This window comes from Bizionia hallyeonensis, from assembly GCF_042657385.1.
Taxonomy (GTDB): Bacteria; Bacteroidota; Bacteroidia; order Flavobacteriales; family Flavobacteriaceae; genus Algorimicrobium; species Algorimicrobium hallyeonense.
In genome coordinates this window covers 144759-170018 of record NZ_JBHSLA010000004.1, presented here as the reverse complement: position 1 = coordinate 170018, position 25260 = coordinate 144759, and the positions used below count along the sequence as shown (strand labels likewise).

General features: G+C 35.2%; 19 protein-coding genes and 1 CRISPR repeat array. Of the genes, 12 read left to right on the top strand and 7 right to left on the bottom strand.

Going from position 1 to position 25260, the window contains the following annotated elements:
• Nucleotides 1-6: 6 nt before the first annotated feature.
• Nucleotides 7-606: an acyl carrier protein phosphodiesterase gene (locus ACFPH8_RS11285; protein WP_376861025.1), complete on the bottom strand. Its 600-nt coding sequence runs from the start codon at nucleotides 604-606 to the stop codon at nucleotides 7-9.
• A 73-nt stretch (nucleotides 607-679) separates the two neighbouring features.
• Between ACFPH8_RS11285 and glmM the strand changes: the two genes are divergently transcribed.
• Together glmM and ACFPH8_RS11275 are read left to right on the top strand one after the other, a co-directional pair.
• On the top strand, nucleotides 680-2068 hold the full coding sequence (gene glmM, locus ACFPH8_RS11280) for a phosphoglucosamine mutase (protein WP_376861023.1): 1389 nt from the start codon (nucleotides 680-682) through the stop codon (nucleotides 2066-2068).
• Nucleotides 2069-2093: 25 nt separating this feature from the next.
• Entirely contained in the window at nucleotides 2094-3608 is a 1515-nt protein-coding gene (locus ACFPH8_RS11275; protein ID WP_376861021.1) for an aminotransferase class V-fold PLP-dependent enzyme, read from the top strand.
• A gap of 6 nt (nucleotides 3609-3614) precedes the next feature.
• On the opposite strand, the gene ACFPH8_RS11270 is transcribed toward ACFPH8_RS11275, so the two are convergent.
• Nucleotides 3615-4508 carry a lysophospholipid acyltransferase family protein gene (locus ACFPH8_RS11270; protein WP_376861019.1) on the bottom strand — a complete coding sequence of 298 codons (894 nt, stop codon included), beginning with the start codon at nucleotides 4506-4508 and terminating at the stop codon, nucleotides 3615-3617.
• Between the two features lie 62 nt (nucleotides 4509-4570).
• Between ACFPH8_RS11270 and ACFPH8_RS11265 the strand changes: the two genes are divergently transcribed.
• Entirely contained in the window at nucleotides 4571-5221 is a 651-nt protein-coding gene (locus ACFPH8_RS11265; protein WP_248398950.1) for a rhomboid family intramembrane serine protease, read from the top strand.
• A gap of 56 nt (nucleotides 5222-5277) precedes the next feature.
• Here ACFPH8_RS11265 and ACFPH8_RS11260 read toward each other — a convergent pair whose 3' ends face one another.
• Nucleotides 5278-6405 (bottom strand): redoxin domain-containing protein, encoded by a 1128-nt coding sequence (locus ACFPH8_RS11260; RefSeq protein WP_376861016.1) that lies wholly within the window; start codon nucleotides 6403-6405, stop codon nucleotides 5278-5280.
• Between the two features lie 112 nt (nucleotides 6406-6517).
• Here ACFPH8_RS11260 and mnmE point away from each other — a divergent pair, with 112 nt between their 5' ends.
• Together mnmE and ACFPH8_RS11250 are read left to right on the top strand one after the other, a co-directional pair.
• Nucleotides 6518-7909, top strand: a complete 1392-nt coding sequence (mnmE, locus tag ACFPH8_RS11255) for a tRNA uridine-5-carboxymethylaminomethyl(34) synthesis GTPase MnmE (RefSeq protein ID WP_376861014.1) — start codon at nucleotides 6518-6520, stop codon at nucleotides 7907-7909.
• Between the two features lie 152 nt (nucleotides 7910-8061).
• Nucleotides 8062-8451, top strand: coding sequence for a hypothetical protein (locus ACFPH8_RS11250; protein WP_376861012.1), 390 nt, complete (start codon nucleotides 8062-8064; stop codon nucleotides 8449-8451).
• A 63-nt stretch (nucleotides 8452-8514) separates the two neighbouring features.
• On the opposite strand, the gene ACFPH8_RS11245 is transcribed toward ACFPH8_RS11250, so the two are convergent.
• Entirely contained in the window at nucleotides 8515-10221 is a 1707-nt protein-coding gene (locus ACFPH8_RS11245; protein WP_376861010.1) for a potassium channel family protein, read from the bottom strand.
• Between the two features lie 488 nt (nucleotides 10222-10709).
• Between ACFPH8_RS11245 and ACFPH8_RS11240 the strand changes: the two genes are divergently transcribed.
• From ACFPH8_RS11240 to ACFPH8_RS11230, 3 genes are all read left to right on the top strand, one after another.
• Entirely contained in the window at nucleotides 10710-11459 is a 750-nt protein-coding gene (locus ACFPH8_RS11240; RefSeq protein WP_376861006.1) for a hypothetical protein, read from the top strand.
• A gap of 357 nt (nucleotides 11460-11816) precedes the next feature.
• Nucleotides 11817-15218: a type II CRISPR RNA-guided endonuclease Cas9 gene (gene cas9, locus ACFPH8_RS11235; protein WP_376861004.1), complete on the top strand. Its 3402-nt coding sequence runs from the start codon at nucleotides 11817-11819 to the stop codon at nucleotides 15216-15218.
• 49 nt (nucleotides 15219-15267) lie between these two features.
• Nucleotides 15268-15597, top strand: a complete 330-nt coding sequence (locus ACFPH8_RS11230; RefSeq protein ID WP_376861002.1) for a GIY-YIG nuclease family protein — start codon at nucleotides 15268-15270, stop codon at nucleotides 15595-15597.
• A gap of 193 nt (nucleotides 15598-15790) precedes the next feature.
• Nucleotides 15791-16483: a CRISPR direct-repeat array (repeat unit 36 nt; unit sequence GTTGTGGTTTGATTAAAGATTAGAAAACACGATATT).
• A gap of 421 nt (nucleotides 16484-16904) precedes the next feature.
• Here ACFPH8_RS11230 and cas2 read toward each other — a convergent pair.
• Nucleotides 16905-17234: a CRISPR-associated endonuclease Cas2 gene (cas2, locus tag ACFPH8_RS11225; RefSeq protein WP_376861000.1), complete on the bottom strand. Its 330-nt coding sequence runs from the start codon at nucleotides 17232-17234 to the stop codon at nucleotides 16905-16907.
• Complete coding sequence (gene cas1, locus ACFPH8_RS11220) at nucleotides 17225-18109, bottom strand: type II CRISPR-associated endonuclease Cas1 (RefSeq protein ID WP_376860998.1); 885 nt, start codon at nucleotides 18107-18109, stop codon at nucleotides 17225-17227. The genes cas2 and cas1 overlap by 10 nt, the downstream gene beginning before the upstream one ends.
• 317 nt (nucleotides 18110-18426) lie before the next feature.
• Between cas1 and ACFPH8_RS11215 the strand changes: the two genes are divergently transcribed.
• Entirely contained in the window at nucleotides 18427-18960 is a 534-nt protein-coding gene (locus ACFPH8_RS11215; RefSeq protein WP_376860996.1) for a hypothetical protein, read from the top strand.
• Between the two features lie 123 nt (nucleotides 18961-19083).
• Here ACFPH8_RS11215 and ACFPH8_RS11210 read toward each other — a convergent pair whose 3' ends face one another.
• On the bottom strand, nucleotides 19084-19944 hold the full coding sequence (locus ACFPH8_RS11210) for a hypothetical protein (protein ID WP_376860994.1): 861 nt from the start codon (nucleotides 19942-19944) through the stop codon (nucleotides 19084-19086).
• 332 nt (nucleotides 19945-20276) lie between these two features.
• On the opposite strand from ACFPH8_RS11210, the gene ACFPH8_RS11205 reads away from it, so the two are divergent.
• The 3 genes from ACFPH8_RS11205 (at nucleotide 20277) to ACFPH8_RS11195 (ending at nucleotide 25177) form a co-directional block, all read left to right on the top strand.
• Nucleotides 20277-20690 (top strand): HYC_CC_PP family protein, encoded by a 414-nt coding sequence (locus tag ACFPH8_RS11205; protein ID WP_376860993.1) that lies wholly within the window; start codon nucleotides 20277-20279, stop codon nucleotides 20688-20690.
• Nucleotides 20691-20797: 107 nt separating this feature from the next.
• Nucleotides 20798-24679, top strand: coding sequence for an efflux RND transporter permease subunit (locus ACFPH8_RS11200; protein WP_376860991.1), 3882 nt, complete (start codon nucleotides 20798-20800; stop codon nucleotides 24677-24679).
• Nucleotides 24680-24817: 138 nt separating this feature from the next.
• A complete protein-coding gene (locus tag ACFPH8_RS11195; protein ID WP_376860989.1) occupies nucleotides 24818-25177 on the top strand; it encodes a four helix bundle protein in 360 nt (119 codons plus the stop codon).
• The last annotated feature ends 83 nt before the right edge of the window (nucleotides 25178-25260 follow it).

Genomic DNA, 25260 nt, shown 5'->3' with positions numbered 1-25260 from the left:
ATCATATTATATAGTTGTATTGGAAAGGATTTGTAATTTTTCAGCAGCAAAAACGCGCAATTCTTCAAAGAACAGGGTGAATTCTTCTTCAAACTCATTGTAATATTTAAGGAGTTCGTGTGTAGCTTCGTTCATTTTAGATTTGTATTTCGTGCGTCTATTCATACCATCTAAAACGCTTTGGATACCTTCAATTTCTGCATAGCTTAACAACCAGTTACCAGATATCATAAAGGGTAACAGGTGTTGTGTTCGCTCTGGTAAAATATCAAAATTATCTTGTAATAATGAATAAAATCTTTGAGCATAATCGTCTAAAGGTTCGTTAGAATAGTGCGCCCAGTTTTTAGCCAAAAAATGATCGTATAAAATATCTACAATCACACCACTGTAATGACTGTAATTTTCGTGGAGCCTTTTCGTGCTCTGTCTTACAATAGGATGGGCATCTGTAAAAGTGTCAATTTCCCGATGTAATAAAATACCAATTTGGATTTCACGTGGATACTTTTTGTACTGTTTACCGCGAATACCATCAGCCATAAAATTTCCTATGGATACATTTTTATGATTGAAAGAAAGATAAATATGTGCTAAAAAGTTCATGTTTCGAATTTACAAATTCATAGGAAAGAAAACGCATAGAAAACTTATATTTGTTGAAAATAAACATAAAAATATGACACTTATAAAATCTATTTCAGGAATCAGAGGAACCATTGGTGGCGCCGTAGGCGACAATTTAACGCCAATTGACGCGGTGAAATTTGCTTCTGCTTACGGAGTTTGGTTAAAAGGACAATATAAAAAAGAAAATTATCGGGTAGTGGTTGGTCGTGATGCGCGAATTTCAGGCGAAATGATTCAGAATTTAGTCATGAACACACTTGTCGGGTTGGGAATTCATGTTATTGATTTAGGTCTTTCTACCACACCAACGGTTGAGGTTGCTGTACCAATGGAACATGCTGATGGTGGCATTATTTTAACGGCCAGCCATAATCCAAAAGAATGGAATGCTTTAAAGCTTTTGAATAATAAAGGTGAATTTTTAAATGGCGAAGAAGGTGCTAAAATTCTTGCTATTGCTGAAAGTGATACCATGAGTTTTGCTGATGTAGATAGTTTGGGGAAAATAACAAAAAATGATGCTTACATCGATTTGCATATTGATGCCGTTTTAGATTTAAAACTGGTTAACAAATCGGCCATAGAAAAAGCGAATTTTAAAGTAGTGGTAGATGGTGTAAATTCTACAGGAGGAATAGCCATTCCATTATTATTAGAACGTTTGGGTGTAGAATGTGTTACATTGTATTGTGACCCAACGGGTCATTTTCCTCATAATCCAGAACCATTAAAGGAGCATTTAACTGATTTATCTGAAGCTGTGGTTAAAGAACATGCAGATTTTGGAATTGTGGTTGATCCAGATGTGGATCGGTTAGCCTTTATAGACGAAAACGGTAATATGTTTGGGGAAGAATATACATTAGTAGCCTGTGCAGATTATGTGTTAAGTGCAACACCTGGAAATACCGTTAGTAATATGAGCTCCACTCGTGCCTTGCGGGATGTTACCGAACAACATGGTGGAACCTACGAAGCCAGTGCCGTAGGTGAAGTGAATGTCGTGGCATTAATGAAGAAAAACAATGCTGTTATTGGCGGCGAAGGAAATGGTGGAATTATATACCCAGAATCTCATTATGGGCGTGACGCCTTGGTTGGTGTAGCCTTGTTTTTAAGTTTGCTGGCAGATAAAAAAATGTCAGTCAGTGCTTTGCGTGCCAGTTATCCGAATTATTTTATGAGTAAAAAGAAAATAGCCATAACACCAGAATTAGATGTGGATGCTATTTTAAAAGCCATGGAGGCAAAATATAGCCATGAACGTGTTACGACAATTGACGGGGTGAAAATTGATTTTGAAGATAGTTGGGTGCATTTACGTAAAAGTAATACCGAGCCTATTATTCGTGTTTATACGGAAGCACCATCACAGGAAGCGGCTGATGCACTCGCTGATAAAGTTATAGCAGAAATTAAGGCTGTCGCTAATAATTAGTACCTTTGCCATTTAATTTATACGCATGATTACTACAAAAACATCTTCAGACATTCAAACGGATTTAGAAACCTATTTTGGTCAGTTTAGAAAGCACATTATTGGTGTGAATCAAACCTTTAAATCGCCTTACGGTTCTCAAAAGATTATCTATACGGATTGGACTGCGTCTGGCCGTTTATACCAACCGATTGAAGAGCGAATCAGTCATGTTTTTGGACCTTATGTTGCCAATACACACACAGAAACCACAGTTTCAGGAACCGCTATGACGAAAGCCTACCATGAAGCCAGGCATATTATTAAAGCCCATGTTAATGCACATGATGATGATGTGCTAATTGTTTCAGGTAATGGCATGACAGGCGTCGTGAATAAATTTCAGCGTATTTTAGGGTTAAAGGTTCCTGAAAATTTAAAGAAGCACACTGTTGTTCCGGAGGACCTGTGTCCTGTAGTTTTTGTTTCGCATATGGAACATCATTCTAATCAAACGACGTGGTTGGAAACCATTGCTAAAGTGGTGGTTATTCCGCCAGCAGAAGATGGGTTGTTTAGTTTGGAGAATTTAGAAAAAGCATTGATAGCGCATCAAGATTGTACCATTAAAATAGCCTCTGTTATTGGTGGTTCAAATGTAACCGGTATTCAAAATCCACATCATGATATTGCGCAAATGATGCATAAACATGGCGGCGTTTGCTTTGTAGATTTTGCCTGTTCAGCACCTTATGTGTCTATGGATATGCATCCCGAAGATGAAACCAAGGCTTTGGATGCCGTATTCTTTTCACCACACAAATTTTTAGGAGGACCCGGTTCTTCAGGTGTCCTTATTTTTAATAAGAAATTGTATAAAAATATGATCCCAGATTGTCCAGGAGGCGGAACTGTTAGTTGGACAAATCCTTGGGGAGAACATAAATATATTGATAATATAGAAGATCGTGAGGATGGTGGAACACCCGGTTTTTTACAAGCCATAAAAATAGCCCTTGCTATTAAATTAAAAGAACAAATGGGTGTTGACAATATGCTAGAACGCGAGCATGAGATTCTAAAAGTTGTTTTTAAGGAATTAGGAGCGCTTCCAAATTTACACATTCTTGCGGGTCAGCATGAAGATCGTTTGGGTGTAATTTCTTTTTATATCGATAACTTACATTTCAATTTAGGTGTGAAATTATTGAATGATAAATTTGGTGTGCAAACACGAGGTGGCTGCAGTTGTGCGGGGACGTACGGACACTTTTTACTGCATGTAGATCAAAAAACATCTCATGAATTGACACAGGAAATATCATTAGGTGAATTAACGCGTAAACCTGGTTGGATACGTATGTCTATTCACCCTACAACTACCAATGCCGAAGTGCAGTTTGTATGCGATAGCATTAAAGCACTAGCCAAAAACCATGTAGCTTGGGCTGTTGATTATGAGTATAATAAAAGGAATAACGAGTTTGTCCATAAGTCGTTATTAGATTCTGAAACCGATGACATAGATACCATGGTTTCTAGTTGGTTCCAATTATCTTAACAGGACTTAAGACTTGTATTCTGCAGGAACTTTATCACGATGTTTCCAACGTTTATGTGTCCATAAATAATATTCTGGGGCTTCGTTAATTTGGGCTTCAACTAAATCCAAGAACCTATCGGTGATTTCGTAATTTGGATAATCATTTGGGTGATACGCCAGGGTTTTAAACGAGGTTTCATAATATCCACGTTTTAATTTCTTAACACCAAAGAATACCACAGACATATCGAGCTTTTTCGCTAACATTTCGGCTCCTGTATGGACCGGAACCGTAATACCCATAAATTCATTCCAATGGAATGCTTTTTCTGCTTTAGGTGATTGATCTGAAACAAAACCACAAATGGTTATTTTCCCTTCCCGTTTAGATTGCATTAAAACAGGAATACTTTCCTTGGTAGTAATCAAGTGGCTGTTATACTTTGCACGAATACGTTTTACAAGTCTATCAAAATATTTATTGGCCAGGCGTTTGTAAATCGCGTAACCTTTGTTACTCATATAGGTTTGAAGGATAAAAATCCATTCCCAACTCCCATAATGTGCACACATAAGTGCAATACTTCTATTTTCGCTTTCCAGTTTTTGAATGAGCTCTACATTGGAAAAGGTAAAACGTTTTTTCATTTGGGCTTCAGAAATGGTCATAGATTTAATAGACTCCATAACCATATCACACAAATGGTGGTAGAATTTTTTCCGAATACGGTTTAATTCAGCATCTGATTTATGGGGAAATGCCAGTTTCAAGTTTTCTTTAACCACTTTTTTTCGGTAGCCAATAATATGGTAGATTACAACAAATAAACCATCGGAAACCGCGTATAATAATCGGAAGGGTAAGATGGAAACCAACCATAAAATGGGATAAATGAGAATATAAGCAAGAAGTTGCATGAAATAATTTTAGATTTGCAATTACAAAGATATGTTATATTCTTTTTAAACGTTTAAAATTTATGGGTGATTTAAGTATAGTAACCATGGTAATTATTGCTGCCAACGCGTTAATATCATTTAAAGGGTTTAGTGATTATTCCTTTTTTGAACAATACAAATTTAATGTAGGCGCTATTATCAGAGGTGAAAAAATACGCATGTTAACATCTGGCTTTTTACATGTGGACACGGCGCATTTATTTTTTAATATGTTTTCCTTATACTTTTTTGCCGATGTGGTAATTGCTTATTTAGGAAGCTTTCAATTTTTAATTGTTTATTTAGGGAGCTTATTGTTAGGGAATTTACTGTCCTTATATTTTCATAAAAATGAATACCATTACTCTGCTGTAGGTGCTAGTGGCGCTGTTATGGGGATTATTTATTCAGCTATACTTCTACAACCAGGTATGAGTTTATATCTATTTTTTATACCTATTCCTATTCCGGCTTATATTTTTGGTATTGGCTATTTATTGTATTCCATTTATGGGATGAAAAACAGAGTGGGTAATATTGGTCATGATGCACATTTTGGAGGTGCTATTGGTGGTTATGTAATTACCTTAATTTTGGCGACTTGGTTATTTGAAAAGAATTTACTGATGATTGGCTTATTAGCATTGCCTATTATTTTGTTGTTTGTTTTAAAGAAATTAGGAAAAATATAAGCATAAAAAAACCTTTCAAAACTGAAAGGCTTTAGTATCTATTTATATAGAAATTCTTAATCTAAAAGCTCGGCCATTTTAGCTTCTAAAGCGGAGCCTCTTAAATTTTTAGCAATTATCTTTCCATCAGCATCTAAAATATAGGTTGCTGGAATAGATTGAATATTATATTGTTTAGCGACAGGATCGTTAAAATATTGCAAGTTGGAAACTTGGTGCCATGTTAAACCATCCTTTTCAATAGCTGCTAACCATTCACCTTTAGCATCTTTTTGTCTTGGCGTACCATCTAAAGACACACCTATAATTTCAAGACCTTTTTCGTGATACTTTTCGTAAACCTTAACGACATTAGGGTTTTCTCTTCTACAAGGCGCACACCAAGCGGCCCAGAAATCAATGATAGTTACTTTTCCTCTAATGTCCTTTAAAGCAATCATTTCGCCATCTGGATTAGGGGCTGTAAATTCAGGCGCCATGCTTCCGATAGCTGTAGCCATAGCACTTGATAGCATTTCATTAATACTTTTACCAATGCGGCTGTTTTTAACAGGCTCGGTGAAATTATCATATAATTCTTTGGCTTCAGAAGCTTCAATACCTTTTGTTTTGATAAGGTTTTCTAGTATAGCTGCACTAGTTACCACATCATTATTTTGTTTAATAGCGGCTAGATTTTCCTTATTCCCCTCGTCAACAATTTTCTGAAATTCAGTTTGAATAGCCGTCATTTTCGCCGTATCACCAGCTGTTCTTGCCGCCATAAATTCCTGTCCCATTGTTTGGTTTTTTGCTCTAATAGGATCCGAGATATCCTTAAATAATTTAAAAATATCATTTTCATGACTCCCTGAAACAACAGACGTTTGTAAGCTGTCCTTATAAAACTGAATTGAAATCTCTTCATTTTCTAATACAAGTGGTACGCCACCAGGAACACCTTCAATAGTTAGTAAATATAAATCTGGAGAATCAACTTTACCTGTAAACGTTGCTTTTCCATCTTTAATTACCGTGGAATCAGAAAACGTGATATTATTTAAATCGGCATTTTGCAATCTCATTGTTTTTCCTTCTACGGATTTATCAATAGAGCCGGTTAATACATAACCTTCTTTAGTTTCTTCATTCTTACAAGACGCTACAAGAATAATTAAAGATAGTAGTATGAATTTTTTAATCATTTTCAATATTTTTTAGTTTGTGCAAATATAGTGGATTGTTAAAAAATATTTGTTAAGAATTCACTAATATCTATATACGTGTTTTCTGTGGTGATTTTAGTACTTTTGTAGCATGAATCAAAACGATACAATTGTTGCGCTTGCTACGCCTTCGGGAGCTGGTGCTATTGCGGTTATTAGGCTTTCAGGTGCCCATGCTATAGCCATTGCCGATAGCTGTTTTCAATCGGTTTCGAAATCGAAAACACTGTCTCATCAGAAAACCCACACCATTCATTTAGGCCATATTGTTGATGATAACCGGGACATTGATGAGGTTTTAGTATCTGTTTTTAAAAACCCCAATTCCTATACAGGTGAAAATGTGGTAGAAATATCCTGCCATGGTTCTAATTACATCCAGCAACAAATTATCCAGTTATTTTTACGAAAAGGTTGCAGAATGGCGGATGCTGGCGAGTTTACTTTGCGTGCGTTTTTAAACGGGAAACTAGACTTAAGTCAGGCGGAAGCGGTAGCCGATTTAATTTCGAGTGATAATGAAGCATCTCACCAAATTGCCATGCAGCAAATGCGTGGTGGTTTTTCAAGTGAAATTGCCAAGCTACGTGAAGAGCTTTTAAACTTTGCCTCGTTAATAGAATTGGAACTGGATTTTGCGGAAGAAGATGTGGAATTTGCCGATAGAACCCAATTTAAGGAACTGATAGCGCGTATTACCTTTGTATTGAAACGCTTAATAGATTCGTTTGCGGTTGGAAACGTGATTAAAAACGGGATTCCCGTTGCTATTGTTGGCGAACCCAATGTTGGAAAATCTACCCTGCTAAATGCTTTATTAAATGAAGAACGTGCTATTGTTAGTGAAATAGCTGGAACCACGCGGGATACTATTGAAGACGAAATAAGTATTGGCGGTATGGGTTTTCGCTTTATTGATACCGCAGGAATTCGTGATACCAAAGATGTTGTAGAAAGCATTGGAATTAAAAAAACCTTTGAAAAAATAGAACAAGCACAAGTGGTTATTTACTTATTTGATGCTGGAGAATTTAAGCATCAAGGTGCCAAACTTCAAGTGGAGTTGGAGAAAATTAAAAATAAGTATCCATTAAAGCCATTGCTTGTTATTGCCAATAAGATTGATAAGATTGACGATATGGATTTGGCGGAACTCCAACAGGCCATTCCAAACGTACAGCTGTTATCTGCAAAAAGTGGCTTTGGTGTGGAACAGCTAACCAATGCCTTATTGAATTTGGTGAATACAGGTGCCTTACGGAATAATGAAACTATTATTACCAATACGAGACATTATGATGCCTTATTAAAAGCGTTTGAAGAAATTCAGAAAGTTAAATACGGTTTGGATTCCGGATTGTCTGGCGATTTAATGGCCATTGATATTCGGGAGGCCTTATACCACTTTGGACTGATTACCGGAAGTGTTACTAATGATGAATTGTTAGGTAATATTTTTGCTAATTTCTGCATCGGGAAATAGCGTATTTAATTCCAAATTCCAAATGTCAGGTGATATTAGTTGCTTTAAAAGCATGAGCACTATTGGTTATTTCTTATTAAACGGATCATAAGGTTTTAGTTTATAAATGGTATTTTTGGAGCCTAACAATTATTACCCTACAATTTTAGCTTATGGCGTATCAAGATGTGTTTCTACTTTTTTGGAATCAAGTAACCGAAAGTATTCAAGAAGAACGCTTTGCTAAATTAACCATGGCAAAAACCGTGGGTAAACCAAATTTGAAAAACATTTTTGTCAGACCCATTTACGCCAAGGATGACTTTAAGGTGTTGGTGAAATTGCGCTATGCTTCCAAAGAAACGGAAGATGTTGAAGAAACACATTCTATAGAAGAAGCGTTTGAGATTGTAAAACAGCATCTAAAAGCGCCCTTTTTAACCGTGCTTTTGTTTACCACCACAAAAGATGTCACTTTTAAAATTAATAAGAAAGGTGCTGGCAGTGTTACCGAAAACGCACCTACGTTTCGGGATATAACCCAAGCTAAAACGGATGCTTAAATAACATAATAATAGCTATATATTAATTGGTCTTTGAAATGGTAAAGGACTTTAAAAATCTTATTAAGCACGGTTAACATATATTTTATTGAATTTCTGTTTCATGTCTATATTACCAAGCATGACTATTTCCGCACCATGTGGCAGTATTGTTTTTGCAGATAATAAGGTTACCACTTCATCGTTTTCTTTTATGGCAATAACAGATAGTCCCGTTTTAGCGCCTATGCCGGATTCAGCAAGGGTTTTACCTTCTAATGACTTTGGAATGGCAATAATAAATAGGGTGAAACCTTCACCCAAAACGGTTAATTCTTGACCTTTAGAAATAGATAAAACCGCTTCTGATCCCAATGTTGAGTAACTCAATACAAAATCGGCGCCTGCTTTTTGCATAATATCAATATTCCGCGCTTCCGAGATACGGCTCACGATTCGGACGTCCATATTTAATTGACGACAATAGGAGGCTAAATAAATATTCATAGTATCGTCATGGGTCGTGAGTAATACCGAAGGTGCTTTTAAAACGCCGGCTTTTTTTAATAGTTGATAATCTGCAGCATCACCAATAAATACCTCATTGCAAAATGGACTTACTTTTTTGCATATTTCTGGATCCTTATCAATTACATTTACTAAAACACCATTTTTATGTAATGATTGTGCGGCTGCCAACCCAACCTTGCCTGCTCCAATGAGTAGTACAGGATTGGGATTTACATTATAATCTAAAAACAGCTCGTCAATTTTATTAAGTTGTTCTTTGTTACCAATAATTACAAGCACGCTTTCGTGTGTTAATATTTCATCTCCTTTTATAGGTTGCAATCTCCCGCGTTCCCAAATGCCTACAATGCTTACACCGAATTTTTGTCTTAAGCCTATCTCGCCAATAATTTTAGAAACTAAAGGTGTATTGTGGATGGGTAATTCAGCAATTAACAGATCCTCATATTGTCCGATGGCATGAGATTCCGCATGCTGGGTGTTAACCCTATTGGCTAATTGTTCGCCTAGCCATTTTTTTACGGGTAGTACATGGTCCGCGCCACTTAGTTGTTGTACATCCACAGAATCTATATCCGTAGCTATAGCAACAATAGGTATATTAGGCGCCAAGTCTCTAATAGTCAGTATTATTTTGGTGTTTAAAATATCATTTCTATTGACTAATATCATTTTCGCGTCCTTAATGTTGGCATCCATAAAGGTTTTCTCGTCATCCAAGGCCCCAAATAGCACGGCAACACCATCTTCATGATTTTTTATGGCTTTGTCTAAATTGCTTTCAATTACAAAATAAGGAATGGTATCCTGGTTAAGTCGCTCGATGAGATCTCTAGCAATAATATCATAAGAACATATTAAGATGTGATCCTTTGTTCCGGCAGGTACTTGACGCAGAACTTTTTTATTCTTTTTAGATTCTAAAAGCGGAATATAGAAATGTCTAATAAATGCGAATGGTAACACAATCATTAACATGAAAATACCAGAAAGCAAAACAACAATACTAAAAAGACGACCAAGGTCGGAGGCAAAGGTAATGTCTCCAAATCCAAGCGTGCTCATAACCGTAAGTGTCCAATAAAAACCGGTTATCCAGGAATGATCTTGGCCTTCAAAAGCCATGATAAAATGGAAGAGGAGTGAATAAACTATAATGACAATTGCTAAAAGCACTAGATATTTAAGAAGAACCATGGAGTTATTTTTAAAATCCCTGTCGTTCATATAAAAGGCTAACTGACTGCCGATAAATTTCATATTCTTTATGTTTAAAATAAGTTTGCTTTAAATCCTTAAATCCCATCGTTTATGGAATGGTTTATTACATCTTGAAGCGTATTTCAAAGATAGCATTCTAATTATGCAAAGCTGCGTCTTTTCCGTAAAAAAGGGCGAGCAATTGCTATGCTTTCAAACACGTTTGATGTTCAATTTATAACTGTAAATGAGAACATAGCGTAAGGCTAGAGGTAATTTGCTTGAATGGTGCTGGGTAGTTTGGGATTCCTTTCTTCGGCAGGCAGGCGTGGTTTGAAGTTTGAGGTACAATGGCTTAATCAATATTTACTTTATGCTATAAGCTTGTTTTAATCATTATTTAAGCATACTATAACCACGCTATAACCTTTACTTTTATTTTCGTATATTTGGGTTATATACGCTTGATTATGAATTATTTATATGTGGTAGTATTGATTCTGGTTGTTGTGATTGGAACTGGGTTATTCATTTTAAAATTTCAAAGTATGGCAAAGCAACAAGGTATTATTCCATTGGTTGGGACGATTGGTGGGATTAATTTTTATTATTTGAATGGGAAACCTGTGGCGCGTGTTGCAGGTGGTGGGTTTAATGGCACGGCTATAAAAACCAAAGCTAGTATGCGGCGGGTACGTGAAAATGGAAGCGAGTTTGGACATTGTTCACGCGTAAATAAAGCCTATCGTATGGCGTTACGGCCGTTTTATACCCAGCATAAGTTTACGTTTTTTCATAGCCGGTTGATGACCATGTTTACTCAGTTGAAAACTTTGGATACTATTCATGCGCGTGGTGAACGCCGCGTTGCAAACGGTTTAACGACGGATTTGGGCAAGCAATTGCTTCAAGATTTTAACTATACACCTGATTGTGTGGTGCAACAGGTACTGCCTTTTGCGTCTTCTATGGATTGGGCTACTCATACATTAGCATTTCCTAAATTTAATATGACGCAGGTGTCTTTTATTCCGGGTGCTACCCATATTGCCTTGCAGTTTGGTATTTTGGATTTTAATTTTGAAACGTTAGATTCTGCCTTGCACTTGGCAACACCTATGGTTTTGGCTAAAGATTTTGCTGGCACTTCCTTGAGCTTTACACCTGTTAGCGTGCCGAGTGGTTTGGGTTTGCAGATAGCTGTTTTAGGTCTTCGGTATTACCAAGAAGTTGATGGACTGATGTATTTGTTACATGCGGCTAATGGCGTTGGGATTGGTGTTTTGGATATTGATTAGAGAAAAGTTAAAAGTGAAAAGCTAAAAGTGAAGTGTGAAGTTTAAAGTGGTTTATGCTGTTGTTTGCAGTTTGCTTTTTGTTGTAGTGTTTGTCTTGGTGATGAGGTCTAAAAGTTGGGAGTTATAAAGATTTTGGAATTGTTTGTTGCGGTATTTTTTTTAAATAAAAAAAGTCCTACCGAAGCAGGACTAAAGATTTTCATCTACGGCATATAGCCTTATTGTGATAAGATTAAAGATTAGAAATTTTAATCAGTTTCAAATATAAGAAAAACTTATTTAATTAACAATGCGGGATTCCGTAATGGGTAGAATTTTGTTTTTTGTACTTTCAAAGCTGATTTAATTTTAGAAATTATGAGTAAGGTATTAGGTTTGGATTTAGGGACTAACAGCATTGGTTGGACTATTGTAGATGATGATAAGAAAGAAATTCTAGGAATAGGAAGTAGAATATTCCCTGAAGGTGTAGTTAATTTAGGAGAAGGTGAAGGGAGAGAGGCCTCTAAAAATGCCAGTAGAACCGATGACAGAGGCACGAGACGTCAATTTTTTAGACGTCGGTTGCGCAAACGTTATTTGTTGCGCGAGCTTGCCAAATACAACATGTGCCCTGTTAATTATACAGCAGTGAAAATATGGAATCAAAAAGAAATTTTTAGTGATAAAAACCTGCAAGCATGGTTAAAATTAAATCCTTACGAATTAAGAGCGAAAGCAATCGGCGAAAAAATCTCTTTATTGGAATTAGGAAGGGTATTTTATCATATTATTCAACGTAGAGGTTTCCAAAGCAATAGCAGAAGTGCAGGTGCTGAAAATAATGAAAAAAGTGTCATTTTTAAAGGTGATCTTAAATCAGGTAAGATAGGTATAAGTGAGACTGCTGAAAGTATAATAGAAAGTGAAACACTTGGTAACTATTTAAATGACATTTATCCAAAAGAACATGCGCCTTTTTCCGGCGAAACCGAACGCATAAGAAATCGATATACTACCAGGCAAATGTATATTGATGAATTTGAAACTATATGGGAACACCAAAAAGCATTTCATGAAGAACTAACTGACGAACTCAAAACCATTTTTGGGGGACGTAAAAAAGATGGTTACCCTGAAGATGGTGTATTGTTTCATCAACGACCATTGCGAACACAAAAACATTTAGTAGGAAATTGTACGTTTGAACCAAAAAAAACAAAATGTCAAATTAGTGCTATTCCAAATGAGCAGAGACGTGTTCATGAATGGCTTAATACTCTGAAATGTGATTTAGCAGGAGAACCAGTTGAAATCACAAAAGAAGATAGAGAGGTAATAGTTAATCTGCTGTTTTCAAAAGAAAAAGTAAATTTTAAAGATATTAGAAAAGCTATTAATAAACTAGATGGATACTATCAATTCAATTATAAAGATGATGATAAAATTTATGGCAGTCATACTATAAGTAACCTCTCTAATAAAAAGTTTTTTGGACAACAATGGTTCATCTATTCCGATAAAGAACAAGAAGATATTTGGCATGTTCTTTACAGTTTTGACGATAGAGACAAACTGAAAAAATATGCCCTAGAGAAATGGGGTTTTTCAGAAGAAAAAGCTGATAAAATCTCAAAATTTAATTTAAAGGATGGCTATTCACAATTAAGCAGAAAAGCCATTCATAACATATTGCCTTTTTTAAAATTTGGCTTTACTTATGATGTCGCTGTAGCTTTTGGTGGAGTAAAAAATGCATTAGGAGAAAAATGGGTTGAACATAAGCAGTTTATGTTAGACAATGTTCCAGAAATAGTGCGTTCCAATTTAAAAGGAGGTTATATAGACCCTTTAAAAGCCATGCTTAAAGCAGAATGTCAAGTAACAGATAAACAATTGTTAAAATTGTATCATCATAGCAGTGCTATTGAAACTTCAAAGCTATTAGATAAATTGCCTGTAGATTCTGAAGCTGACAAAGAAATACAGCGTATTAAAAACCCTGTAGTTACAACAGCTCTTTTTGAAATAAGAAAACTGGTTAACGAAATTATTGATGATTATGGAAAACCAGAAGAAATAAAGGTAGAATTGGCACGCGATTTAAAAATATCAAAATCCAAAAGATTTGATATTAGACGAGAGCAAAAACGATTGGAACGTGAAAATGATAGAGTAAAAGCTGAATTGGATTATATAGGTCAACGTCCAACTCATGTAAATCTTCTAAAATATAAACTTTGGGAAGAGTGCAATAAAATTTGTCCTTATACTGGACGAAACATAGAGGTGAATCAGTTGTTTGGTGGCGAAGTACAAATTGAGCATATTTTCCCTTGGAGTCGCTCATTAAATGATAGTTTTATGAACAAGACTCTTTGTTTTGCTGATGAAAATAGAGCAAAAGGTGATTTGACACCTTATGAGTTTTACAGCAGGCAAGGCGAACAAAAATGGAACGATATTAAGTTGCAAGCATTAAGCTGTTTTAAAAATAAAGCCAATTATCCAAATGCTTATTATAAATTCAAGCAGTTTGTTAAGCAAAAGCATGATTCCGATTTTATAACGCGACAATTGAACGATACACGCTACATAAGTAAAGAAGCTAAAAATTACTTATCGAAAATTTGTAATAATGTTTTGGTAGCACCAGGACAGATGACTTCCAATTTACGTCATCATTGGGGATTGAATACTATTTTGAATCAAGAAGATGACATAAAAACAAGAGAAGATCATCGTCATCATGCTATTGATGCCCTAGTAATGGCTTGTTCTACCAGAAGTCATTTACAAGAATTAAGTAAATGGAATAGATACGATAGAAGTTACGAACTTGATAATTTTCCAAAACCTTGGAAAAACTTTAGGGAAGATGCAGAACAAGCAGTTAAACAAATATTAGTTTCTCATAAAAAATCAAAATCGATACTGACAGTTAGAACTCACACGACTCATAAAAATGGAGAAAAACATAAGAATATTGGTGTAGCAGCACGTGGGCAATTACATAAAGAAACAGTTTTTGGTAAACGACAAGCACCAAATAGTGAAGAAGCCTTTCATGTAAGAAAACCAATTGATAGTATAACAACTGAAAAACAGTTAGAGAAAGTTGTTGATAAAACAATTAAACAATTGATTTTTAAACGGATTCATGTGCTTGGAGGTTTTGTAAAAGGAAAAATACCATCAGAAACTTTTTTTACAGTTGATGAAAACGGTTTAAAACAATCTCAAATATTTCTACCAAATAAAAATGGGAATCCTGTTCCAGTTTTAAAAGTAAGAATGCGAGAAAACATTGGGGGTGCCGAAAAATTAAAAGATGATGTGAACCAATGGGTTAATCCAAGAAACAATCATCATGTATTGATTTATAAAGACGAACATGACAATTTAAAAGAGGACGTGGTAACTTTTTGGACCGTCGTGGAACGTAAACGGAATGGTTTTCCTGTTTATCAATTACCCGTAAATGGCAAAGAAATAGTAACAACTTTACAAATAAACGATATGTTTTTACTGGGTTTAAATGAAGATGACATTGATTGGGAAAACTTGGATTATAACGTTATAAAGGAACATTTATATAGAGTTCAGAAGTTATCTTCTAAATTTTATGAATTTAGATTAAATACTGAAGCTTCAATACAAAATAATTTTTTTCCATATTACATTAGAATTCAAAGTTTTGGAGAAGGTAAAACAGGTTGGTTAGCTTTTAACCCCATAAAAGTAAAAATCTCTGTTTCAGGAAAAATTCGAAAGGTGTAATTTGTCATTTCGAACGTAGTGAGAAATCGCATTAAGAGGCATTATAAACATGATAGGATTTAACGAAAATGAAGGCAGTCATACATACTATGTCTATATTATAACAAATCCTTACCGTACAACTTATTATATAGGAATGACCAATAATTTAGGAGAACGTTTAAAACAACATAAGGAAAATATAACGAAAGGTATTAAAAGCTTTGCGGCAAAATACAATTTACAGCATTTGGTTTACTACGAAAAATTTAGCTGGGTTCAAAATGCTATTGCAAGGGAAAAGGAGCTTAAAGGCTGGAGAAGGGAAAAGAAATTGGATTTAATACATTCGTTTAATGGTGATTTTGAATTTTTAGAGAATAGGTTTATAAAGCGGTAATTGTTGTCATTTTTAGGTATGAGAAACGTGGGTTCAACGAATCTAAATCCCATAGAATAAAATCAGCCATAACTATGTGATTCCTCGTGCCTCGGAATGACAAAAGACACGTTCTTTGACATAAGATTTTCTGCCTTAAACATCTAAACCACAACGAAAAATTGACCTTTTTAATTTTTCTTAACGATTTTTCGTTGTGGTTTGATTAAAGATTAGAAAACACGATATTCTTATGAAAACACAAGCCAACAACGACCACGTTGTGGTTTGATTAAAGATTAGAAAACACGATATTTACGTTTTCGTTATCCAAATTAGCCATAAGTTGTGGTTTGATTAAAGATTAGAAAACACGATATTTGTAAACACAAACACTAAAAGCTTTGGTGAGTTGTGGTTTGATTAAAGATTAGAAAACACGATATTTACTATGAGAGCTTTAGTTCAATCTAGTGGTTGTGGTTTGATTAAAGATTAGAAAACACGATATTAAAAGGCTCAAATATAAGTAAGAAATTATGGTTGTGGTTTGATTAAAGATTAGAAAACACGATATTAGCTTGCATGTAGTTATCATGAAATTGCTGGTTGTGGTTTGATTAAAGATTAGAAAACACGATATTGCAATGTGATATACACGTTGTTAGCAACTGGTTGTGGTTTGATTAAAGATTAGAAAACACGATATTTAACAGGTGATGGCGATATTACGCTAGCACGTTGTGGTTTGATTAAAGATTAGAAAACACGATATTTACATTTAGAATGTATGGAAACAGTAAGGGTTGTGGTTTGATTAAAGATTAGAAAACACGATATTGATAGTTATTGGAGTGCCGATGAAGTAAAGGTTGTGGTTTGATTAAAGATTAGAAAACACGATATTAGTTGGCTTGTTACCTTCTGATATGCAGTTAAATAAGATGAAATATCGTTTAAAAAAATGCTGCTTTTTTGTGCTAACACTGCAAGATTGAGGCATTTTTTTGATTATAACAGTGCTGGTTTACAAACACCACACTTTTATTTTAGAGGTGTGTTTGTGAATCGAAAAAATTATATTTCGTTAAAAGCTTTGAAATTTCGTGGTTTTTTCGATTTGATTTTCAGATTAGAAAACACGATATTTAGTTGGCTTGTTACCTTCTAGTAGTCAATAGAATAAGTTGAATTATCGTTTAAAAAAACGCTTCTTTTTTGCAGTGATAAGGCAAGATTGAGGCGTTTTTTGGTTTGTAGAAACTATAGTAATTTTTTATGAGATTCCTCGTTCCTCGGAATGACAGCATAGGGTTTGTTTTATTATTCTAAAACAATTCCAATTGGGTTGGTAATGGTTCTTTGGGAAGTTCTGCTTTTCCCCAAAAGTTCATAATATTTCCAAATTGTTTATCGGTAATTCGTAACACGCTTACTTTGCCTAATGGCGGTAATAACCGTTTTATTCTTTTTTCGTGTACATCCGCGCTTTCGCTACTAGCACAATGGCGCATATAAACAGAATACTGCATCATGGTAAAACCATCTTTTAACAAGTTTTTCCTGAAGCCTGCCGCATTGCGCCTATCTTTGGCTGTGTCCGTTGGTAAATCAAAAAATACAAATAACCACATAATTCTATAACCGTTTAATTCCATAATTTTGGATACTTTATTTTCTTTCGTTTACCCGAATAACACTGTTGCAACGAACTAGCCGTTTTTTGTAATGCCACCATTAATGGACTTTTTTCATCTTTAAAATAAACGGTTCGTGTGAGTGTTTGAAGTAAAACCGATTTAATTTCGGTATTTAATTCTTGTTCATCGTAGTGTTGCATGATGGTATGGACGGCTTCGTCTATTATGGGTCTGAAAGGTTCCATTATATCATCGGCTAGGGCAAAGGCATTGTACTTGCTTTTGTGATGAATGCCCAATGTGTTTAATAAGCCACTTCCAGACAATGCTCTTGCAGTAGCGGCTCTTAAAATAGCATATCCATAATTCAAAAAATTGTTTGGATAATCGCCAAAGCGCTCGCGTTTAAAACCGTGTTCGAAAAAGGATTTCCAATAAAAACTCGCTGCAACACCTTCCATATTTGTAGTGTCTCCACTTGTAACTTTACTTGCTAAAAACTCAAAATTGTTTTCAGATTTTGTAATCTGTTTCAATAATAATCCTTGATTTATAATTTTCTCTTTAACGGTTTGTTGCCAAAGTTGTTTTTTTAATGGTTGACTTGCGTTTATTTGATTTTTGAATAGTTCTTGTTGGATGTGATGGCTGTTTAAATTTAGAAATAAACCATTTGGTAAGTGTGTTTTTCCACATATAATTACGGCGCTGTTGTTTTCTATGAGTAAATTTAAAGCGGTAATACTTATATAGACTTCTGGATTGTCAATTATAATAAAACCTATATCCTCAATAGGAATAGTAGCTTCGCGGATTTCACTTTTTATGAGTAGTTGTAAGTTTTTACATGTAATTTGGCTCTTTTTCTCTATTAGAATTGATTTTTTTAGCATGTTAAGTACGTGAGACGCTTTTGGTTATATAACTAAAATAGTAATTTAAAAATAATTGAATGTGATATAGTAGATTTAGGTTACTATATTTCCATTTGTTTTACTACTTTATTTGTTTTCTATGTTAACCTTCAGTTTTAAATTATTTAGTTTTTGTAGCGCATTTTCTTAAATTTATATCTTTGCCTTTGTGAAGTTTCGCTATTGTTGAAAATGTTTAAACTATAGGTACCGTTCTACATGCTATTAGTAATATAGAGATTAGTAAGGTGGCTGTGCTTGCTAATAAAGAGGTATATCTAGAACAGCTAAAGGCCTTGCAATTAAAACATACCCTAACACCGACGTTTTATGAAAACGGTGTTTTTAAAGCCTATGTTTTAGATACAGGCAATTGGACTTATAATTTGCCAAGCACTTATGATAAAGAAACGGATAGTTGGTTACCCGATTCAGATTATCCCGAGATTATTTATTTTGATAGTCCATTTGCATTTTCTGTAGGTGTTTATTCATCTTGCCTAAAAGTATCTACTATTTACAGATATGGGTTTTTATACAAGCTGCAAGATTTGGATAGTTTGCGGGATTTTAGGCAAACCCTTTTTAATATTATTAGCATTTTTGGTGGTACGGAAGTGTTGTATTTAACAGATCAAGGCAATGCTGTTTTAAGCGATTATTTATGTAATTGGGTTGAGGAAGGCGCATCATATGCTTCTGTAAAACAAGATGTTATTTGCAAGGGAATTCCATTACTTACTGAATATACAGATTTAGATGAAAATAGATCTTTACGCGCAAGCAGTGAAATTATTTTGGATGATTTTCAGGATTTAAAAAGCAACTGAAACGTCTTATAAACGCCAGAAATTCATGAACATGAAAATCGCTTTAAACCCAAACTTAAACGTTTGATATTAAAGCGATTTAAATTAAAATCTAAATACAACCAACGAACCTAATTTAATGGTTTAGTTTTTCTCGAATGTTAAGTAATCGGTTCCGCCACCTCCGCCACCTCCGCCACTTACATCTATTAACTCAATTCTGGTTGCTGATTGTGATACAAAGTCCCAATCGTCATTTAAATCTTGAAAATTATTGGTAAGATTGAAATTGATGTTTAAGTCTAAATCATCCAGGCTGTCATCATTACTATTACTATCGGTTATACTCCAGGTGCCATTGTAATCCGTTGTGCCATTGTTGGCATTTAAAACACCAGAACTATTAAAGGTGAAATTATAACCTGTAAAATTGGTGGTTTCATCGGTTCCTGAATCCACGAAATTAGTAATTCGCCAGGTTCCTGTTGCCACATTATCTTGAATGGTGGTTTGTGTGGATGATGTGCAATTGCTGTTTGGAAAGCCCACCTCAAACGTTAAATAATCGGTTCCGCCATTACCACCACTTATATCTATAAGTGCTACGGAATTTGAGCTATAACTTATAATGTCCCAATCATCATTTAAATCTTCAAATTCATTGATGAGGTTGAAGTTGATGTTAAAATCTAGGTCGTCTTGGCTGTCATCATTACTGTTACTATCTGTAATGCTCCAGGTTCCTGTGTAGGTATTATTACTACTGGTTGCTGTTAGTGTGCCGTTAGCACCAAATTGAAAGGTATAGCAGGAAAAATGACCGGTTTCATCATTTCCAGAATCTACAAAGCGTGTAATGATCCAGGTATTGGCTGTTACATTGGCTTGAATTTGTGCTTGGGTGTTTTGATTGTTATTGCTGTCATCATCTGATGAACAAGACCATGCCATGATGCTTAATCCGAAAAGGAACAGGATGTGGTGCTTAAATTTGATTGGTTTCATGTTAATTGCTGTTTTATATGTTATTGTAAAATAACGAAATAGTACCGATTTCATTGTATGAGGTTGTGATTTTTTTAAAAGCATTTAGTTGATTGTTAATTATTTAGGATGTGTAATCTTGTCATATTTAAAGCATCCTGAACTTTTTATCGCATGCTCCAGTAGTGATATTTGGTATTTGTTTTATTGTTTTTTCTTATGTAAGCTTTTATTAATTATAACCTATAGGTATATAAAAGTGCTTATAAATCCAGTTGTTTCTTTTTTAAAATAGGTAAACTTCTGTTAAAGAAAATAGTGAGTTATAAATTTTTTGTAACTTCGTAATTCGTATGAAAAAAATATTCCATAATATACTATCTATTGCTATGGCATTTGTCGTGTTATTTTCGACATTGTCATTCACGGTTGATATGCATTATTGTGGTGGTACTTTGGTAGAAACCGCTATTTTTAATAAAGCCAAAGGCTGCGGTATGGATATGAATAAACCATCTACGGAAGGCTGTACGATTACCAAAAAAGATTGTTGTAAAAACGAACAAACTCTAGTTGATGGTCAAGATGAACTCCAATTACATGTTGACAAAATTTCTTTTGAGCAACAGGTATTTATTGCGTCATTTGTACAGACATACCTAAACCTTTTTGAAGATCTTGACACCCAAGCTCCTTCTTATACAACATACGAACCTCCACTCGTTATCAGGCAAATCTTCAAGCTTGACGAGACTTATTTAATTTGATTTTTAAACAATAAACCCTGTTATCCAGTGATTCATTTCATTAGGATGACTTCTTGCGTTCGATGTTTTTCTAACATCAATGTCTAACTGTTTAATAATCAATACTCATGCTGAATAAAAGCATCAAATTTTTAATAGAGAATAAACTCGTCGCTGTTCTGTTACTCGTCCTTTTTATAGGTTGGGGAACTGTGAATGCCCCTTTTAATTGGGATACTGGGTTTTTACCAAGCGATCCTGTAGCAGTAGATGCTATTCCTGATATTGGAGAAAATCAACAAATTGTATTTACCAAATGGGAAGGGCGTTCACCCCAAGATATTGAAGACCAAATTACCTATCCTTTAACGACGTCTTTATTGGGAATTTCAGGTGTAAAAACCATCAGAAGTTCTTCCATGTTTGGGTTTTCAAGTATCTATATCATTTTCGAAGAAGACGTAGAATTCTATTGGAGCCGAAGCAGAATATTAGAAAAACTCAATTCCCTACCTAGTGGATTATTACCCGAAGATGTGAATCCAGCGTTGGGTCCAGACGCCACAGGTTTAGGACAAATTTTTTGGTACACATTAGAAGGTCGTGATAAAAACGGAAACGTTACTGGTGGTTGGGATTTGCACGAATTGCGAAGCATTCAAGATTATTACGTAAAATATGCCTTATCGTCGGCAAGTGGCGTTTCTGAAGTGGCTTCTATTGGTGGTTATGTTCAAGAATATCAAGTAGATGTGAATCCAGAACTGATGCGTCAATACAATGTGGGGTTAGACCAAGTTGTAAAAGCCGTTAAAGAAAGTAACAAAGACATTGGTGCGCAAACATTAGAAATCAATCAAGCCGAATATTTAGTGCGTGGTTTGGGTTACGTAAAATCTATTGCAGACATAGAAAATGCTGTTGTGGCTTCCGAAGATTTCACATCCCTAAAAATTAAAGACATTGGTAAGGTATCATTAGGGCCTGCAGCACGACGCGGCATATTAGATAAGGAAGGTGCAGAAGTTGTTGGAGGCGTTGTTGTGGCACGTTATGGTGCAAACCCGATGGAAGTTATCAACAACGTCAAAGAAAAAATCAACGAATTAAGTTCTGGATTGCCATCGAAAGTTTTGGCAGATGGTAGTACATCCCAACTGACTATTGTACCATTTTACGATAGGAGTGAACTGATTCAAGAAACTTTAGGCACACTAAACGAAGCCTTAACATTAGAGATTTTAATTACCATTTTGGTGATTATCATTATGGTATTTAACCTTCGCGCTTCTATTTTAATTTCTGGCTTATTACCCGTTGCGGTTTTAATGGTATTTATCGCCATGAAACTCTTCAATGTCGATGCCAATATTGTGGCACTTTCAGGTATTGCTATTGCTATTGGAACCATGGTGGATGTTGGTGTCATACTTTCAGAAAACATCATCAGGCATTTGGAAGTTGAAAGTGAAAAGCGAACAGTTAAAAGTGAAAAAGTAAAAATTAAAAATGATTATAGCGACGCAGATTCTGAAGGTGAGATTCTTCACGCTGTTCAGAATGACAAACGTTCAATAAACCAAATTGTTTACAACGCTACAGCGGAAGTTTCTGGAGCCATTGTAACGGCCGTGATGACAACCATTATTAGTTTTATTCCTGTGTTTACTATGATTGGAGCCGAAGGCAAACTATTCAGACCATTAGCCTTTACAAAAACCTTTGCATTAACCGCTTCCCTTATTGTGGCTTTATTTATAATTCCACCTTTTGCAGCCTATTTATTCCGAAGAAAAAGCATCAAAACGCGTTTTAGTTACCTTATACATGCAGCTTTAATAATAACAGGAATAATGGGTCTTATTTATGGCTATTGGTTAGGAATCATTTTGATAGGTTTTGGAATTTCAGGTCTATTAAAACTTCAAAACATAGTTGAGGAAAAGCGCGCAAATATTATTAATATAATCATTTCTGCAGCTGCTATCGTGTTCCTTTTAGCTGAATATTGGAGACCATTAGGAGTCGATAAAAGCATCTTTTGGAATCTCATTTTTGTAAGTGTCATTTGTTTTGGATTGTTGGGTGGTTTTATGTTATTCCGAAGTTATTACACACGTATTTTAAGATGGTGTTTAGATAATAAACTATTGTTTCTATCTGTTCCAACGGCGATTGTAATTGCTGGTTTTTTCATCATGAAAAACACAGGAAAAGAATTTATGCCATCATTAAACGAAGGTTCTTTCTTATTGATGCCAACCTCCATGCCACATTCTGGAGTTGAAGAAAATAAACGGGTGTTACAGCAATTGGATATGGCCGTTGCCAGCATTCCAGAAATTGAAACCGTTGTTGGTAAAGCAGGACGAACCGAATCGGCTTTAGATCCGGCACCTTTATCGATGTATGAAAACATGATTCAGTATAAACCGGAATATATGCTGAATGATGATGGCGAGCGTCAGCGTTATAAAGTGAATGATGATGGTTTGTTTGAATTGACCGATGGACGATTGGCGTACGATGGAAGTGAAAGATTCAAGGAGACGTCAGGTCGAGTGTCACGAGGCACGAGTGATGTATCGAGACCCAATACTTCTCGATACAATTCTGATAAAAAATCAGAATCACTCGAAGTGACAACTAGCGTTAAACAATCTCAACTAATAGAAGACAACGATGGTGAATTCTACCGAAACTGGCGACCAGAAATTACATCACCTGATGATATTTGGAATGAAATTGTAAGAGTCACCAAATTACCAGGCGTAACGTCAGCACCAAAACTACAACCTATTGAAACCCGATTGGTCATGCTTCAAACAGGCATGCGTGCACCCATGGGAATCAAGGTAAAAGGACAAGACTTAAAACAAATTGAAGCTTTTGGCGTGCAATTAGAAACGATATTAAAAGAAGCTGAAGGTGTTAAAAAAGAAGCGGTTTTTGCCGACCGTATTGTTGGGAAACCGTATTTGCTAATTGATATTGACAGAGAAAAAATAGCCCGTTATGGTATTTCTATTCAAGATGTGCAAGACGTAATACAAGTCGCAGTTGGTGGCATGGTACTAACCCAAACCGTTGAAGGCAGAGAACGCTATGGTGTTCGTGTGCGTTATCCAAGAGAATTACGAGGCAATCCGTCTGATTTAGAACAAATTTATATTCCTGTTTCAACAGGTAGTCCTATTCCTTTAAGTGAATTGGCAAGCATTCGTTATGAACAAGGTCCACAAGTGATTAAAAGTGAAGACACCTTTTTAGTCGGTTATGTATTATTTGACAAGCAAGCTGGTTTTGCAGAAGTAAGTGTTGTTGAAAACGCACAAGCTTTAATACAAAGTAAAATAGCTTCTGGTGAATTGATTGTACCTAAAGGGATTAATTACCAATTCACAGGAACCTATGAGAATCAGTTGCGAGCCGAAAAAACCTTATCGGTTGTTGTGCCTTTAGCTTTAGCAATTATCTTTTTGATTCTGTACTTCCAATTCCGTTCTGTAACCACGTCTTTAATGGTGTTTACCGGAATTGCGGTTGCCTTTGCAGGTGGATTCATCATGATTTGGTTGTATGGACAAGATTGGTTTTTAAACTTCAATGTCGCTGGAGAAAATATGCGCGACTTGTTTCAGATGCATCCAATTAATTTAAGTGTGGCCGTTTGGGTTGGGTTTATTGCGCTCTTCGGAATTGCAACTGATGATGGTGTGGTTATGGCGACTTATTTAACGCAAACATTTGATAGAAATACGCCACAAAATAGAAAAGAAATTAGAGCATCTATTGTGGAAGCCGGCGAAAAACGCATCAGACCCTGTTTAATGACCACAGCAACCACCATTTTAGCATTATTACCCATTTTAACATCTACAGGACGCGGAAGTGACATCATGATTCCGATGGCTATCCCAAGTTTTGGAGGCATGTTAATTGCACTAATCACCTTATTTGTGGTTCCCGTATTGTATAGCTGGAGGGCGGAGTTGAAAGTGAAAAACTAAAAGTGAAGAGTGAAAAGTGAAAAGTGAGAAGTGAGAAGTGAAAAGTGAGAAGTGAAAAGTGAGAAGTGAAAAACTAAAAGTGAAGAGTGAAAAGTGAGAAGTGAAAAGTGAGAAGTGAAAAACTAAAAGTTTAAAGTTATGAGTAAAAGCATTTTAAAAGATAAAAGTTATGCCTTTGCAGTTTTGGTAGTAAAGTTGTCCCAATTATTGGTAAATGAGCGAAAAGAAAATGTTTTAAGCAATCAGTTTTTGAGAAGTGGAACTGCAATTGGCGCATTAATTCGTGAAGCGGAATTTGCTCAAAGCAAGGCCGATTTTGTACATAAAATGAGTATTTCACTGAAAGAAGCTAATGAAACATTGTATTGGTTGGATTTGTTGAAAGATACTGGTTATATACATGAAGACGCACATCAATTACATGTTGGTTTTAATAAAGAATTAGTTGCCATGTTAGTAAGTTCTATTAAAACCACTAAATCAAACATTCAAAAATGAAACAGTTTATAAACATATTACGAATACCAGTTTTTAATTTTCCGCAAGTCACCTGTCCTTTGCGAATTGTTTTGATTTGTAGT

What these genes read in the sequence shown, in the direction of transcription:
- ACFPH8_RS11285 (WP_376861025.1), bottom strand. Translation starts at nt 606, where the DNA reads ATGAACTTTTTAGCACATATTTATCTTTCTTTCAATCATAAAAATGTA.
- glmM (WP_376861023.1), top strand. Translation starts at nt 680, where the DNA reads ATGACACTTATAAAATCTATTTCAGGAATCAGAGGAACCATTGGTGGC.
- ACFPH8_RS11275 (WP_376861021.1), top strand. Translation starts at nt 2,094, where the DNA reads ATGATTACTACAAAAACATCTTCAGACATTCAAACGGATTTAGAAACC.
- ACFPH8_RS11270 (WP_376861019.1), bottom strand. Translation starts at nt 4,508, where the DNA reads ATGCAACTTCTTGCTTATATTCTCATTTATCCCATTTTATGGTTGGTT.
- ACFPH8_RS11265 (WP_248398950.1), top strand. Translation starts at nt 4,571, where the DNA reads ATGGGTGATTTAAGTATAGTAACCATGGTAATTATTGCTGCCAACGCG.
- ACFPH8_RS11260 (WP_376861016.1), bottom strand. Translation starts at nt 6,405, where the DNA reads ATGATTAAAAAATTCATACTACTATCTTTAATTATTCTTGTAGCGTCT.
- mnmE (WP_376861014.1), top strand. Translation starts at nt 6,518, where the DNA reads ATGAATCAAAACGATACAATTGTTGCGCTTGCTACGCCTTCGGGAGCT.
- ACFPH8_RS11250 (WP_376861012.1), top strand. Translation starts at nt 8,062, where the DNA reads ATGGCGTATCAAGATGTGTTTCTACTTTTTTGGAATCAAGTAACCGAA.
- ACFPH8_RS11245 (WP_376861010.1), bottom strand. Translation starts at nt 10,221, where the DNA reads ATGAAATTTATCGGCAGTCAGTTAGCCTTTTATATGAACGACAGGGAT.
- ACFPH8_RS11240 (WP_376861006.1), top strand. Translation starts at nt 10,710, where the DNA reads ATGGCAAAGCAACAAGGTATTATTCCATTGGTTGGGACGATTGGTGGG.
- cas9 (WP_376861004.1), top strand. Translation starts at nt 11,817, where the DNA reads ATGAGTAAGGTATTAGGTTTGGATTTAGGGACTAACAGCATTGGTTGG.
- ACFPH8_RS11230 (WP_376861002.1), top strand. Translation starts at nt 15,268, where the DNA reads ATGATAGGATTTAACGAAAATGAAGGCAGTCATACATACTATGTCTAT.
- cas2 (WP_376861000.1), bottom strand. Translation starts at nt 17,234, where the DNA reads ATGGAATTAAACGGTTATAGAATTATGTGGTTATTTGTATTTTTTGAT.
- cas1 (WP_376860998.1), bottom strand. Translation starts at nt 18,109, where the DNA reads ATGCTAAAAAAATCAATTCTAATAGAGAAAAAGAGCCAAATTACATGT.
- ACFPH8_RS11210 (WP_376860994.1), bottom strand. Translation starts at nt 19,944, where the DNA reads ATGAAACCAATCAAATTTAAGCACCACATCCTGTTCCTTTTCGGATTA.
- ACFPH8_RS11205 (WP_376860993.1), top strand. Translation starts at nt 20,277, where the DNA reads ATGAAAAAAATATTCCATAATATACTATCTATTGCTATGGCATTTGTC.
- ACFPH8_RS11200 (WP_376860991.1), top strand. Translation starts at nt 20,798, where the DNA reads ATGCTGAATAAAAGCATCAAATTTTTAATAGAGAATAAACTCGTCGCT.
- ACFPH8_RS11195 (WP_376860989.1), top strand. Translation starts at nt 24,818, where the DNA reads ATGAGTAAAAGCATTTTAAAAGATAAAAGTTATGCCTTTGCAGTTTTG.